10 protein-coding genes and 3 pseudogenes are annotated in these 15084 nt (G+C 63.9%); 8 read left to right on the top strand and 5 right to left on the bottom strand.

Translation table 11 applies throughout. The features are described from left to right. Positions 1-63: 63 nt before the first annotated feature. Positions 64-1275, top strand: a complete 1212-nt coding sequence (locus MMSP_RS10860) for a cytochrome P450 (protein ID WP_020726065.1) — start codon at positions 64-66, stop codon at positions 1273-1275. Between the two features lie 27 nt (positions 1276-1302). Beyond that, a pseudogene (locus tag MMSP_RS10855) lies at positions 1303-2989 on the top strand (MDR family MFS transporter). 113 nt (positions 2990-3102) lie between these two features. Here MMSP_RS10855 and MMSP_RS10850 read toward each other — a convergent pair. The 4 genes and pseudogenes from MMSP_RS10850 to MMSP_RS10835 form a co-directional block, all read right to left on the bottom strand. Next, a complete protein-coding gene (locus tag MMSP_RS10850) occupies positions 3103-3423 on the bottom strand; it encodes a hypothetical protein (RefSeq protein WP_036426428.1) in 321 nt (106 codons plus the stop codon). Between the two features lie 64 nt (positions 3424-3487). Then, positions 3488-4665 (bottom strand): annotated as a pseudogene (locus MMSP_RS10845) (aromatic ring-hydroxylating dioxygenase subunit alpha). A gap of 536 nt (positions 4666-5201) precedes the next feature. Next, complete coding sequence (locus MMSP_RS10840) at positions 5202-5393, bottom strand: ferredoxin (protein WP_011741528.1); 192 nt, start codon at positions 5391-5393, stop codon at positions 5202-5204. Positions 5394-5410: 17 nt separating this feature from the next. Continuing rightward, positions 5411-7816 (bottom strand): CoA transferase, encoded by a 2406-nt coding sequence (locus MMSP_RS10835; RefSeq protein WP_020786643.1) that lies wholly within the window; start codon positions 7814-7816, stop codon positions 5411-5413. 97 nt (positions 7817-7913) lie between these two features. Between MMSP_RS10835 and MMSP_RS10830 the strand changes: the two genes are divergently transcribed. From MMSP_RS10830 to MMSP_RS10820, 4 genes are all read left to right on the top strand, one after another. Then, positions 7914-8735 (top strand): FadR/GntR family transcriptional regulator, encoded by an 822-nt coding sequence (locus MMSP_RS10830; RefSeq protein ID WP_020726071.1) that lies wholly within the window; start codon positions 7914-7916, stop codon positions 8733-8735. Between the two features lie 680 nt (positions 8736-9415). Then, positions 9416-10744, top strand: coding sequence for a cytochrome P450 (locus MMSP_RS10825; protein WP_020786641.1), 1329 nt, complete (start codon positions 9416-9418; stop codon positions 10742-10744). 89 nt (positions 10745-10833) lie between these two features. After that, a complete protein-coding gene (locus MMSP_RS28345) occupies positions 10834-11175 on the top strand; it encodes a hypothetical protein (protein WP_235065725.1) in 342 nt (113 codons plus the stop codon). Then, positions 11135-11866, top strand: coding sequence for an MFS transporter (locus MMSP_RS10820; protein ID WP_020786640.1), 732 nt, complete (start codon positions 11135-11137; stop codon positions 11864-11866). The genes MMSP_RS28345 and MMSP_RS10820 overlap by 41 nt, the downstream gene beginning before the upstream one ends. Before the next feature lie 122 nt (positions 11867-11988). Here MMSP_RS10820 and MMSP_RS10815 read toward each other — a convergent pair. Continuing rightward, a pseudogene (locus MMSP_RS10815) lies at positions 11989-12837 on the bottom strand (LLM class flavin-dependent oxidoreductase). A gap of 83 nt (positions 12838-12920) precedes the next feature. On the opposite strand from MMSP_RS10815, the gene MMSP_RS10810 reads away from it, so the two are divergent. Together MMSP_RS10810 and MMSP_RS10805 are read left to right on the top strand one after the other, a co-directional pair. Beyond that, on the top strand, positions 12921-13976 hold the full coding sequence (locus MMSP_RS10810; RefSeq protein ID WP_036426427.1) for an acyl-CoA dehydrogenase family protein: 1056 nt from the start codon (positions 12921-12923) through the stop codon (positions 13974-13976). Beyond that, positions 13973-15082, top strand: a complete 1110-nt coding sequence (locus tag MMSP_RS10805) for an acyl-CoA dehydrogenase family protein (RefSeq protein WP_020786635.1) — start codon at positions 13973-13975, stop codon at positions 15080-15082. Before MMSP_RS10810 ends, MMSP_RS10805 begins: the two co-directional genes overlap by 4 nt. The last annotated feature ends 2 nt before the right edge of the window (positions 15083-15084 follow it).

Raw genomic sequence — 15084 nt, 5'->3', positions numbered from 1 at the left:
TCTGGATCGACATATTCGTCCCAAGACCGACATATCCGTCTCAAGATTTGAAGGGGTGACATTTTGGCCTATCCTGAAACCAATACTGCAACGGACTACCCATTCACTCAGCCGGACGCGTTGTCGGCGCCTCGGGATCTCGGCAAACTCCGGCAGCGGTGCCCGGTCGCCGACGTGCGGTTTCCCAGCGGCGACCCGGCGGTTGTCGTCACCCGCTACGACGATGCCAAGCGAGTGCTGGACGACCCTCGAGTCAGCCGCAACATGTACCGCGCGGACGCCGCCAGGCTGTCGACCACCCAGCTCAACATGCTCGAGCTGGAGTTCGTCTCGACGCTGGTTGACCCGCCCAATCACACCCGGATCCGCCGGCTGTTCGCCAAGGCACTGCGCCGGGGGCGAATCGAAGAGTTGCGGCCGAGGATCGTCACGATCGTCGATGAGCTCCTGGACGCAATGCTGGCCGGGCCGATGCCCGCCGACGCCGTCGATGCCCTCGCCCGCCCACTGCCGCGGCAGATCATCGGCGAGATGTTCGGCTTTCCACCGGGCGAGGGCGACCGCGCCCAATACTGGGCGGAGCGGCTGTTCAGCCTCTCGCTCCACACGGCCGAGGAAATGGCCGCCGGCCAGCAGGAGTTCGCGGCGTTCATCTGCGAGCTGGCCGAGAAACGGCGGGCCGAGCCGACGGGCGACTTCTTCAGCGATCTAGTCGCGGTGTCCGACGTCGACGACGGGCAGCTCAGTCACCTCGAACTGGTCTACCTCGCACAGGCCCTCTTCGCCGCCGGCATCGACTCCACCTGGGTGATGATCTCCCGGATGATCGGTCTACTGCTGCACAAGGGTTGCTATGGCCGGGTGGTTGCCGATCCCAAACTGATCGAGCCGACGGTCGAGGAGGTGTTGCGCTACCTGCCGCCGTCCAACCTCGGTGCTCTCCGTTATGCAGTCGAGGACATCGAACTCGACGACGCGGTGATCCCGAAGGGAACGACGATTGCGGTCAGTACTACTGCGGCCAACCGCGACCCCCGTTTCTTCGACGACCCAGACGAGTTCCTGGTCGACCGGTCGGAGAATCGGCATGTCAGTTTCGGCCACGGCCGGTTTCTGTGTCCGGGGGCCTGGCTGGCTCGTTGCGAGATGCAGTCGCTGCTTCGCGGTCTGGTCACCCGGGTGCCGACACTCGAACTCGCGGCGGATGTAAACGACTTGAAGGTTCGTACCGGGATGATGAACGAGGGCATGCTGTCGCTGCCAGTGCGTTGGTGACACCCTGACGACGACCGAGAGGCTGCCATGATGCGCCCGAGAGCCACCGTCGCCGCGGCCACGCCGACCACCGATCTCGCGGCCGGCAGGGCGCTGATCACCCCGAGGCGGCGCAACTTCATCTTCGTGGCGCTCGTGTTGGGAATACTGCTCTCGTCCCTGGATCAGACCATCGTCGCCATCGCGTTGCCAACCATCGTTGCCGACCTGGGAGAGGCGGGGCGCCAATCGTGGGTGGTCACCAGCTACCTGCTGGCCTCTACGATCGCCACCGCGCTGGTCGGCAAGCTCGGCGATATGTTCGGACGCAAGAGGGTATTTCAAGTCCGTGCTGCTCTTTGTGGCGGGGTCGGTGTCGTGTGGGCTGACGCAGTCGATGACCATGCTGGTCGCATCCCGTGCCTTACAGGGCGTCGGCGGAGGCGCCATCACCGTCACCGCTATCGCCCTGATCGGTGAGGTGGTGCCACTTCGAGATCGGGGTCGGTATCAGGGGATCCTCGGCGCGGTAATCGGTATCGCGACGATCGGCGGCCCGTTGCTCGGGGGCTACTTCACCGACTGCCTGAGCTGGCGGTGGGCATTCTGGATCAACCTCCCGGTTTCGGCGGTGGTGATCTGCGTAGCGACGGCGGCGATCCCGGCGCTGGCGGCGACAACCCGACCCGTAATCGACTATGCCGGAATCATGTTCATTGGCTTGAGCCTCGCCGCCTTGACCCTGGCTACCAGTTTGGGCGGGTCGGTCTACGCGTGGGGATCGGCGCCCATCATTGGTCTGTTCACGGCTGCCGGCGTGACTCTAGCCGTGTTCGTCTGGGTGGAAACCACCGCCGCGCAGCCCATTCTGCCAATTCGCCTGTTCGCCGCGCCGGTATTCAGCGTGTGCTGCGTGCTGGGGTTCGTCGTGGGGTTCGCGATGCTGGGCGCACTGATCTTCGTGCCAACATTCATGCAGTACGTCAACGGCGTTTCGGCAACCGCCTCGGGACTGCGCATCCTGCCGATGGCGATCGGCATGTTGATCACGTCCATCGGTAGCGGCAGCATGGTGGGGCGCACCGGCCGCTACAAGATCTTTCCAGTCCTGGGCACGGCGCTGATGACACTCGCGTTTCTTTTGATGTCTCGCATGGACGAATCGACCACTGCGGCAGTGCATTCGGTCTACCTGCTGATCCTAGGGTCCGCCATCGGGATTTCCTCGCAGGTGCTGGTAATCATCGTGCAGAACACGTCGGAGTTCGAAGACCTGGGCGTTGCGACCTCTGGCGTTAGCCTGTTCCGAACCATCGGCGGCTCGTTCGGGGCCGCCATCTTCGGTTCCTTGTTCGTCAACTTCCTCAACTCGCGGCTGGCTTCGGCGCTGACGGCCACCGGCGCGGCCACCGAAGTGGCTAGTTCCCCCGAAGCGCTGCACCGACAATCCCCTGCCGTGGAGGCGCCGATCGTGCACGCCTACGCCGGATCACTAGCCCAGGTATTCCTTTGCGCGGCACCGGTCGCCGCCATTGGTTTCGTCTTGGCCTTATTCATGCGCGAAGTCCCGTTGCGCGATATCCACAACAGGGACCACGACGCACGCGTGCCGCCCGGCGATGGGTCGGGTCAGCAGAACAAGCTCGAGGGCGACTTGGACACCGGCGAATCCGTAGGCGCGCCGGGCAAGGAGCCGGATTTCGGTGTTGATCCCGCCATGGGGCCGGTTCGATAGTCCCGGCCCACCGTCACCTGCATGCCTTGGTGGCGCTTGTCGATACTACTGCGCGGCACACCAACTCATCGGCCGAGGATGTAGCCATTTTGTCGCGATCCCAGGCCCTGGGTTCAATCCCCTAGCGCATGCGTGCCGTGCAGAAGGCGGGCAGCCCAGCCGGCGCCAGAACACCACCAGGTTATCGTCACGATGTACTGCCTGAGGCATTTCTTCTCGCGGTCCGGGGGGCCGATGTGAAACCCGTCCGGGTGCGGGGCAATGTGCAACCCGAAGCCGCTGTGCTGACGTAGGTACCCCGCGCTCATCGCGTTGGGGTAGCCGGGCCGACAGACAATCTCACCGACCATGCCGGTAGGCAGTCCGGTGCCGTCGTCGTCGACGATCCGGACGTCGAAGTTCGGATTCGGCCGTGCCGCACGCCGGTCGCGCACCGCCGGGACCGTGAAGCGATCGACTCCGAGATCAGACGGACCGAAGGGCCCGCTCAGCTGCCGATCAGGCTTTCGACGCGGCCGAATCGGGCAGGCCGTCGGCGGTGTATCCGAAATCGGCGGGCGAGGTTTGCGCCCCCGGGTAGAAGCGGTGCGCCCAGCGACGAAGGGCGGCATAGTCGCGCGCGCCTCTTCGGGAGCCAGGTTCGGCTTCTCCAGGTATTTCATGTTCTCCCAGGTGAAGAAGTCTTGTTTGATGACTTCCTGCTGCAGCGCCAGGAACCTTGCGGCGCGACCGGTCGGTACGTCGCCGGCGTCGCCGGGTTCGCGGATGGAAGCCTGGGTGTAGAAGTAGTCGGTGTAGTCCTCGTCGACCGGTGTCTGTCCGGTGACTTGAACGGTGGCCACCAATTCGCTTGGAAAGCGCACAATGCCGAGGCCCAGTGAATAGTTGTCGTAGACGATCTTCGCATCAACCGGGCCATTCGGGGTCAGCCATGTCTTGGTCCGTCCGCCGCCGAAGTTCGCATTGACTGTCGCGTGCAGGTGATAGCCGGAGACCTCGAACGAGGCCGTGTTGGCGGGACTGGCCGCCTTGTGCACGTATTGAACGTGGTAGGGGTCCGCGGCGTTCTCGATGATCATCTGCGGATGCACCTTGACCCGGTTGAGCATCCGGGTATGTGGGTGCAACGGGTAGTACTCATTTGTTTCCAGCTCGGGCAGCACTGGCGGCTGCCAGTAGGGCGGCCGGCCGTGGCGCTCCTGCCAGACCAGGATAAAGCCGTACCACTGGATGCTCGGGTAGCTGCGGATTCGTACGTTCTTCTTGCAGCCGATCTTGCTGTAGGGAATCAGCGCGTTGGTGCCGTCACCGCGCCACTGCCACCCGTGCCATGGGCAGACGATGTGTTCACCCTCGACGGTGCCGCCGACGCCCAGGTTCGCGCCTAGGTACTGACAGTAGGCGTCCAGCGCATGCACCCGTCCCGACGCGGTGCGGAACAACACCAGCTCTTCACCAAAATAGTGCACTCGCTTGACTTCGCCGGCACCCAGCTCGGATGAGAACGCCACGATGAACCACCCCGTCGGGAACCGGTACGGCGACAGCGCGATGCCGGAGGGACCGAATTCTTGTTCGGAGAGTTCTTCGGCCGAGTTTGAGGCCGAGTTCGAGGTGGAAGGCGCCACAAGGCCTCCGTTTCCCAGGCGGCCAAGCGGCAACCGAGCCGCGCTCATGCTTCGTGGTCCGACGACCATGCCTATTTTTACTATTTTAGGCACCACACGTCAACGCGGGAGCGGACCGGGCAAGGCCGCTGTCCGAACAGGGTAGGCCCCGGCGCCGCGCGGCGCGGCGGAGTCATTCACTCTCGCGCGTCCGGCTCTCGGTTCTCTACCACTGTGCAGCAATCCGTTTCGGAATCGGCTCAGCGCCACCTTGCCGGCCTACAGCCCCCGATGGCGCCCCCTTCTTTGGCAACCGCCCAAGAGGCACCGCAGTTGCAGACGTTGGTACCGTCAGCGCTTTTCGACTCCCGCTGAGCGGCAGCGACATGTGTCTGATGTGGCCGAGTTTGAAGGTACGGGCGGCAAAGTCTGCACCTGCCCTACGGGGGCGCGAGGGCGATGAGATCAATCCATGCCGGGTTTCGCTTATCGAGTGCCGCCAAGCCCCCCCAGGGTGCGGAGTCATCCAACTCTGCGCTTCACCCAGCTCGGAGCACCTTCAATGACTGCGATGCGGCCGCTCCGGGCGCACGGTAGTTCGGACGTCAGTCGATGAGCCGCAGTGCGGCTTTCGGGCATTGGTCGACGGCAGCGTGCACATCGATCTGACGATCCGCAGGCACCGGGCCATCGGCGATCTGCACCACGTCAGCATCTCCGAGCGCAAAGATGTCCGGGGCGAGCGATTCACAGAATCCATTCGCCTCACACAAGGTCTCGTCAACGATCACTCGCATCGGCTACTCCTTTGCCATCAGACGCCCTTGGGGCGGGTCCCGATTACCTCACCGGCCCTGAGTCGCTCCAGTTCGTGCTCGTTCAGCCCGCACCGATCCCGCAGGATCTCCTTGGTGTGCTGGCCCAATGTTGGCGGCGGGCGCCGTAACCATTCGCTCTGGCCGGCCAGCCGGGCGAACGGCGGCGTGGGATAGAGCATCGGGCCGGTGCGTGGGTGGAGCAGCCCCTCGAAGAACCCGCGGCCGCGCAGTTGCGGGTTTTCGGTCACCGACGAAGGCGACACGACGGGCGCGGCTGGAATACCGGCTGCGGCCAATAATTCCACTGTCGAGTCCCGCGGCTGGATGGCAAACCATTCCCGCAACATGCCGTCGACTTCGTCGGCACGATCTCGCCGCCCGGCCGCGGTAGATAAGCCCGCATCGCACCACGGCGGATCATCCATCAGGTCAACCAGTGCCCGCCATTGCCGGTCGTCGCACACGCTGACCGCGATCCAATGATCGTCGTCACCGGCACAGCGATAAATGTTCTGCAACGCCCCGCCTAGGCCACGATTACCCCTTCGGCCCAGGGTAGTCCCGAACATCTCGAACTCGATGGGCTGAACTGCGGTGGTGTTCAGTACCGCTTCGACCATCGGCAGTTCGACCTGTTGACCCAACCCGGTTCGGTCGGCAAAGCTCAGCGCGGCAAGCACTGCAAAAGCGGCATGGACACCGGCCAGCGGGTCGCAGGCTCCCCGCGGCGTTACCGGTGGCGCGTCGGACAATCCGGTCAACCAGGTCAGGCCCCCGATCTGTTCCATGGTGGGAGCGAACCCGACCCGTTCGCGCCACGGGCCGTCCAGTCCGAACGCCGGCATCCTGGCGACAACAAGTTTGGGATTGGCCTGCAGCAGCACGTCGGCGCTGAGACCAAAGTGGTCCATTACCCGCGGCGAGAAGTTCTCGATAACCAGATCGGCATCGGCGATCAACCTCAGGAACAGACCGCGACCTTCAACCGAGCCCAAATCCATTGTTACCGAACGCTTGTTGGTGTTCATTGCATGGAACACCCAGCCGTATTCCCACCAGTCATCCACGTCGGTGCGCATGCCCCCCGAATAGCGAATGCCATCCGGACGCTGAATCGACTCGATCTTGACGACGTCGGCTCCGAACGCCGCCAGCAGGTGGGTGGCGGCGCGGCCGGCCCAGAAAGCGGTGAGATCGATGACGCGAACCCCCTCCAGCGGCAGGCCTTGGTCTACCGGCTTGGGCTTGGATTCGGCCGCGGACCAGCGGGGCTCGTCGTCGACGTCCGCACCGGGCGCAGCGGTGCGTCCAACCGGCGCCGGGGCGCAGCGCGACATCAACCACGGCGGGCGAGGCTGGTGAAAGCCCGCGGGATTTTCCACGAAGACCCCACGCGCGGTGATGTGGTCCATGTTGCGGATGGTGGCACCGTTGCCCAACGCCGCGATGGGTAGCCGGAAGAGCTGTCCCAGTTCGACGATCTCCTCGACGGTTCGTTCGGCCATCCAGGGACCGATCGATTCTCGGATCAGGTCCCGGTATTCCCATCGGCCGATCTGGAAGCGCAACTGCGGAATATCTTCCAGTTCGGGGCATTCCACCATCGCGCAGAAGTCGAGCCACTGCTGACCGGTGACCATGGTGATGCCGACGTAACCGTCTTTGACGGGCACGATGGAGGGGACCTCGAGGGTGCGTCGAACCGACGGAACCTGCAGCAGCTGCGAATGCAGCCATTCGCTGCTCTGCATCAGCGCCATCGCCTCGAGCATCGACAAGTCAAGGTGCTCCCCCGGACCGCCACGTTCGACACGGCGACTTATAGCCAGCGCACCGAATGCGGCGAACGCGCCGCCCATGTACTCGCCCAGGTCTCCGCCGATCGAGATGGGCGGTCCAGCCGGATCACCGCGAAAGCCAGGCGAGCCCGCCCACGCCTGCAGGGTGAACTCGCTAGCGGCACGCTCAGCGAACGGACCGGCCCAGCCGAAGTCGGAGATCGTGACGATGATGGCCTGCGGCGAGTCAGCAAGCAATTGCACCGGATCGATGCCCAGCCCCCCGGCCTGCGAGCGCCCGGCGGTGACGATCAGAACGTCTGCTGCGGCCAGCTCGGCGCGGTAGCGCTGCGAATCCGGCGCCAGGGTCAGGCTCTGCTTGCCGGCGTTGAGATAGCAGTACAACGGTGCGGCTGGCGCACCTTCTGGCACCGGAGCACAGCTCGCCGAGTAGGTCCTTAGCGGATCACCTTGTGGCGGTTCAATTTTGCGCACATGGGCGCCCGCATCAACCAACAGCTTGCCACAATAGCTACCGGCCATGCGGTCACTGATCTCGAGTACGTGCAACTTGTCCAGCGGGGTTGGTCGGCCCTCAGACCCATGACTCACGCTGCCGAGCATAGTTCTATCTATGCCATCACTGCTAAGATAGCTAAGCAAATCGAGTTCGCGGAGCCAGCGGCCGTGCGCTCCCCCTGTTGCCTAGCGCGAGGACCGGATGACCGCCTTGGGTATTGGCCCTGACCCCCGACGCAGACTGTCAGCACCGAGAATTGCCGAAATAGTAGCCGACGAGTTGCGCCGGCAGATCATCGACGGCGAGCTTGCCGACGGCGACCTGCTGCCACGCCAGGAAGTGCTGGTCGAACAGTTCAACGTCAGTCTGGTTTCCCTGCGAGAAGCGCTGCGGATCTTGGAAACCGAGGGATTGGTTTCGGTTCGGCGGGGCAATCGTGGCGGCGCGGTCGTGCACGCACCGGCCAAGACCAGCGCCGCTTACATGCTTGGGCTGCTCCTGCAGAGCGAGTCCGTGGCCGTGAGCGACCTCGGCGCGGCGTTGCAGGAACTCGAACCTGCCTGTGCCGCACTGGCGGCGCAGCGGCCCGACCGGGCCGACACGCTGGTGCCCGAACTCAAACGGGTCAACGAAGCCATGTCTGAGCACCTCGACGACGGCGCGATGTTCACCGAGATCGGCCGGCAGTTCCACGACCTCATCGTGCGCGGCTGCGGCAACCACACCATCATCGCGGTGGTCGGCAGCCTGGAGACGCTGTGGACCAGTCACGAACAGCAATGGGCGGACGAGAGCGCGGCCCGCGGCACCTACCCGTCACTGGCCAAACGCCGCGCGGTACTCAATACGCACATCAAGCTCACCGAGACGATCGCCGAAGGCGACGTGGACCGAGCCCGACGCATCGCCGGCCGGCACCTGGCCGACACCCAGACCTACGTCCTGTCGGGTCGCGCCGAACAACGCATCTACGCGCTTTCGCCCCAGGCATTGTCTCGCCCGCGTGATATGCGCCGTCCCTGAAATCCTGACGCCCTGCGAAGCCGCGTTGGCTACCGGTACCGAACCAACTCGTCCACGCTGCGGCAATCACGGCTTCAGGACTGGTGACCAAGCCCGCTCCTATCGCAACTGCGGTTGATGCGCCACGACGAACAGCGCCGACCAACCCCAAAAATGTCTGACCCTGCCTGGCCACCACCCAAACACCATCGGGATGGCCAGGCATTACCAAGAGATCTACAGGAAACTCCCAGGGGCAGGGAAGCCACCCACACTTCTGCCAAACTGCGCGCCGCCGGCACCGACCACCCGCGCCACAACGGCACGATCGAGTGGTTGCGAAGCACATCAAGATCTGCCCAGATAGGACAACATCGGCCTCTTTGATTCCCTTGCCGCGGAGTGCATCTCGGAATCCGTCGCGGTGTCGCGGACACTCGAGGCTGGATTTGCCCCGCGACCATGATCGGCTTGCCATGACCGAGCCGGTCGGAGCGGGGAGCACGCGCCCCAGCTGACAATGCCTCGCGCGCGAAGCCGAGAAAAGTTTTCGATGGGTTCACTTTTTGTCCTACATGTCGCATCATTGACGAAACCGACAATTAATAGAAACAATTAACAACCATAGAAACAGTGTTAGCAGTTCATAGTTCTTCCGTGAGTTGACCGGCTCCCCCCTCCCAGTCGCTCGGAGCGCAGCCATGACCGAACTAGTTGCCGCCGCCGCAGTACCCCCCGCCGTCAGGCTGCCCCTGGAGTTCCGAATGCCGAAGGCGCTGCAGGCCATTACCTACGTTGCACTACGCCGTTGGCTGCTGTTGCGATTGGCGCGCCGCTACGGAAAAGTCTTCTCGGTCAACTTGCCGCTCTATGGCCATATCGTGGTCGTCGGTGACTCCCTACTCGCTAAGCAAGTCCTAGCCACCAGCCCGGAGGAGCTGGGCAACATCGAGCCCAATCTCGGCCGGCTGTTCGGCCCGGGGTTGATTTTCTCCCTGGACGGTGAGGAGCATCGGCAGCGCCGGCGTCTACTGATGCCGCTGTTCCATGGCAACCTCATGAAGTCGTACGAGTCCATCATCGAAGACGAGACGCTTCGTGAAGTCGCCAATTGGCCCGAGGGCCAGTCGTTTCCCGCCATGCCCGCGATGGCTCAAATCACACTAGGTGGCATCTTGCGCGCCCTCTTCGGGCCCGAATGCGCCGAACTCGATGAACTACGGCGACTCGTTCCGCCATGGGTCACTCTCGGCTTGCGGATCGCATTGCTGCCCAGGCCTAGACGAGACTACGGCCGCTACAGTCCGTGGGCAAGGCTGGCGGAAATGCGCCACCAGTGCGAGATCGTCATCGAGAAACTGGTTGAAGCGGCTCGGACCGGGCCCAATCTAGCCGAACGAACCGACGTGCTCGCGCTGATGCTGCGCAGCTGCTACGACGATGGTTCGGCCATGTCGCACAACGATATTGTCGATGAACTGTTGACAATGATGGCCGCAGGGTATGAAACCACTGCAGCTACGCTCACCTGGGCGTTCGAGCGGTTGGGCCGGCACCCCGATGTGCTGGCGGCCCTGGTTGAGGAGGCCGACCGGGGCGGTCGCGCCCTCCGGCAGGCGACGATCCTGGAAGTCCAGCGGACCAGGCCGGCGGTCGATCGAGTAGTTCGACGCGTCTGCTCGCCCTATTACCGGCTCGGTCAATGGGTTCTGCCCCAAGGGTATTCGGTCCACCTTCATATCGAACAAGTTCAATCCGATCCCGAGGTCTTTCCCGACCCGGAGCGCTTCGATCCGCATCGCCACATGGGGGGCAAGCCATCGTCGCTCGGATGGATCCCATTCGGTGGCGGGACTCGCCGCTGCATCGGGGCTGCCTTAGCCAATCTGGAGATCGACGTGGTGCTACGCACGGTATTGCAACACTTCACCATCGAACCCAATGCGGCACCTGACGAGCGCTGGCACAACCGCGGGATTGCATTTACGCCGAAGGACGGTGGGCAGATTGTCGTACACCGACGCCACTAGACCGCAGGCGACATCCGCTTGCTCTCAACAAGTTCCGAACCCTGCGGATCACCCCTAGACAGCTGCGGCCAAGAGAGGCGATTACTGCGATGGTTCAGTTATCCAACGCCGTGCGGCGCGCCAGATCAACAACATCGGCCCTCCTCGGAAGCCCGGCAGACTCGCAGAAACCCTGGTATGCCCTCTGGGCATTGATGGTCGGCTGGTTCATGATCGGCTTCGACATCACCGTCGTCATGGTCGCCAACCCGAGCATCAAGGTTAGCCTCGACGCCGATTACAGCAAAGTGATCTGGGTAACCAGCGCATACTTGCTGGCGAGCACGGTGCCGCTACTAACGACCGGCCGGCTCGGTGATCGGTTCGGCCCCAGGGAACGCCGGAGCCCTGATGGCGCTATTCGTTTATTGGCAAGCAATCAGCTCTGGTGAGCCATTGATTCCGCTACGAATCTTCGGCAATAGGGAGTTTGCCTGGTCCAGTCTCGGGATCGTCGTTTACGGCCTCTTGATCATGGCGCTGGGACTGCCGACAATCTTTTATGCGCAGATGGTCTGTGGACTATCCCCGATGGGAACGGCACTGCTGTGTTCACCCATGCCAATCGCGGCGTTTCTGGTTACGCCCATAGTTGGCAAGATCGTGGATAGATCAAATCAGCGGCCGGTGCTCGGGTGCGCCTTCGCCACGGTGGCAGTAGCGTTGGCGTGGCTGTCGTTCGAGATGGTCCCCGATACCTCGATATCGCATTTGATAATGCCGACGATCGCGCTGGGCCTCGGGCTCGCGTTCATCAGGCCAGCACTGACCGCTACCGCTACCCGAAAGCGGGCGCCCCAGCTGGCCGGCGCCGGCTCGGGTGTGTACAACACAGCGGGAAGCCTCGGCCAGCTGCTGGGTAGTGCCTCGATGGCCGCATTCATCGCATCGCGGACCGCGGCCGAGATGCCGACCCCTTCCGATAGCGCGCAGCTATCCGCGCTCCGGGAAGCCGAGAAGACCGGTGTGCAACTGGTCGAGTCTTTGCGGGAGCCCTTCGCGGCCGTGATGTCGCAGTCAATGCTCCTGCTGGCGTTGATCGCGCTGATCGGCATGGCCACCGCATTCTTCATTGCCGACTGAACCCCGATTCACCGGTATCGATCAACGCCCCGGCCTCGACGTCCAGTTCGGCGCGCGCTGTGGATGGTTCCCCCTGCCGCCTGTCGGTGCCCTCAACAAAGCCCACCGGCCCCGGGTCACGGTCAACGGGGATCCGCAAACTCCTTGATGACAGATTCGCCGAACTCGGCCAACGTATCCGCAGCCGCGAAGTCGGCGAACCAAACGTAGAACCGTTGGACTCCCTGCGCGGCCAGGCCGGCAAAGTGTTCGATCATTTCTCCGGCGCCGCCGCAGACCAACCCCGTCCCAAGGTGAGCGAATCTGCGGGTGCTCACTTCACGCACGCTGGCCGAATCTTCACCGCTACGGACAAAGCCCACCAGCTGTTGAACCGATATTCGGGCTGACCCAACCGACGAGGCCAACCGTGGCAATCGGTCGAGCTGGTTCGCCTGAAGATTCCACCAATCAGCTTACTGTGCAACGAGTCTCATCATTCGGGGCCCGCTACCGCCCAACAGCAGCGGAATCGGGTACCAAGGCCGGGGGCGTTGAGCTTCATCGGTGTCCCCCCAGTACCGCATGATCAGCCGAAGATCTCGTTCGAGCTGTCGCACCCGGTCCACCGGATTCTGCTGTCCAACCTCGAATCTGGTGAATTCAACCGGCCAGGATCCGGCACCCAGGCCCAGCTCCAAGCGGCCGCCCGACGCGGCCGATAGGGTGACGGCTTGCTTGGCGAGCACGGCCGGGTGTCGGAACGCGTCGCAGAGCACCAGGTGCCCGACCCGCAATCGCGACGTCTTGGCCGCCACCCAAGTGGCGATACTCATTGCTTCCCAGATGCTTTCATCGCGCTGCCCGGGAGCTTCGAGATGATCGATGAACGCCACCCCGTCAAACCCGGCATCTTCCGCGCACATCGCCCGCTGCACGAACTCCGACACCGCCAACCGCAGCTGCGGCAGGAACAAGAACCACTCGATCATGCATCCACCCGTGTGTGTCCTGGACCGTTCGCTCGATTGCGTCCGATCGCCTAGTTTACTATTTTTATTATGTTAGGGGTGTTATGGATGTGGGTCTGACCTCGGAGCAGCTGGAGCTGCGCCACAACGCTCGCGACATCCTGCGCGCCGCGTGCCCACCGGACGCCGCCCGGCAGGCGATGACCGATCCGCAATGCTGGCGTGCACCGTGGAAGACCTTGGTAGACCTCGGCTGGACCGAACTCGCGGCATCGGATTGCCGGGATGATTTCGGCTCGGTCGAACGGGCGCTGGTCCTTGAAGAATGTGGTCGCGCCATCGCCCCCATCCCGTTGTTGAGCAGCATAGGTATGGCCGCGGGCGTGTTGCGCGGTTGCGGCCCTGCCGCAAAGGACGTCCTCAGCGAGATCGCCGCGGGTGTCGTCGCCACTCTGGCCGTGCAGTCCCCCGGCCATCGGTTGGCTCGCCCACCCATGGTGCTGCAGCACGGACGGCTGCGCGGGCATGCGGTCGCGGTCCCCAATCTGGCGCGCGCCGCGCTGATCGTCACACTCGCCACCACCGCCGACGGGCCGGTGGCCGCCGTGCTACGCCGCGGCGATGGCGTCACGACCAGGACAATGCCGTCATCCGACCCGGCCCAGCCCCTTGCCGACCTCGAGGTCGATGCCATCCCGGCGCTCATTGCGCCCGTTGCATCGATCGAATCCGTGGTCACCGCACCGCTACTGGCCGTTTCCGCCGACCTGGTAGGCGTGGCAGACGCCGTCCTGCAACATGCCGTCGAGCATGCGAAGTCGCGACATCAATTCGGAGTGCCGATCGGCGGGTTCCAGGGGATCAAGCACGCGCTGGCCGACAACTACGTCAGCGTGGAGCGCGCCCGCAGTCTTACCTACGCGGCAGCCTCGCATCCCGCGCCGGACTGGACCGCTGCCGCACTGGCCAAGGCCGCGGCGGCCGACGCGGCGGTTCGCTGCGCGACTACCGCGGTCCAGGTGTACGGCGCCATCGCTCAAACCTGGGAACACCACATCCACCTCTACGTCCGGCATGCGTGGCAGGGGGCCGCACAGTTGGGCGACAGTCGGGCGCTCTACCACGAGGTGGGACGCCGCTTTGCCGGAGGCCCGCAATGACGCCGGCTCCAGCGGTGCCAGTCGCCGAAGAATTCGCGAGCTGGCTCGCCGACTTCCTGCCAAGGGACTACTACCAGCGATACCCCCGGTGCCGCTGGGACATTGCCCTGCGGCGGGACTATCAACGTGCCGCCTTCGAGGCGGGGTGGATCCAACCCACCTGGCCCCGCCGCCACGGCGGGCGTTCGCTGGGCTTGGCCGAAGCCATGGAGATCCGGATCGAAGCCGCGTTGCGATCGGCGCCCAAGCTGCCCAACATCGCCGGGCCAAACGTCGTTGCGCCGGGTCTTCGTCAGTTCGGTACACCCAGCCAGATCGATCGCCTGATGGTGCCGCTGCTGCGCGGCGACCAATGGTGGGCATTGGGCATGTCCGAACCGGAAGCCGGGTCGGACTTCGCCGGTCTGCGCACCCGCGCCGAACTCGACGGCGCGCTGTTTCGGGTCAACGGCCACAAGATCTGGACCACCCAAGCTCACGAATCGCGTTGGTGCACGCTGTATGCGCGTACCGACCCGGATGCGCCGAAACACCGCGGCATCTCCTGCCTGATTCTTGACCTGCAGTCACCCGGGGTCCGTGTCGAACCCATTCGAATGGCATCGGTCTCCGATGAGATCTTCTGCGAGGTGTTCCTCGACGATGTCGAAGTGCCGTTCGACAACCTGCTGGGCCCTCTGCACGGTGGCTGGGATGTCGCATTGTCCTCACTGCACCATGAACGTCAGATGATCTGGATCATGAACTGGGTCGAAATCAAGCGCGGGCTGCAGGTGGCACGTAACACCCAGGACGACGACGTCTACAGCGAGCTGGGCTCGCTACTGGCCGACGCCGAAGCACTGCGTGCCACCGGATACCGCGCTCTGGACAACGAGCTCGCCGGGCGCCCCAGCCCGGAGGCCGACATCGTGAAACTGCTTGGTTCGGTTACGCTGCAGCGGGTTTGGGACCTTGCCGCCGTGGCCGCGAGGCCATCCTGGGCCGGCGACGCTGATCTGCTCCTCGAACGCCAGGACGCGCTGGCCGCCACCATCTACGGCGGAACATCTGAGATCCAGCGCAACATCATCGCCGAGCGACTACTCGGGCTGCCGAAGGGATGACC

This window comes from Mycobacterium sp. 012931, assembly GCF_000419295.1.
Classification (GTDB): domain Bacteria; phylum Actinomycetota; class Actinomycetes; order Mycobacteriales; family Mycobacteriaceae; genus Mycobacterium; species Mycobacterium marinum.
This window is presented reverse-complemented; position numbering and strand designations above follow the sequence as displayed.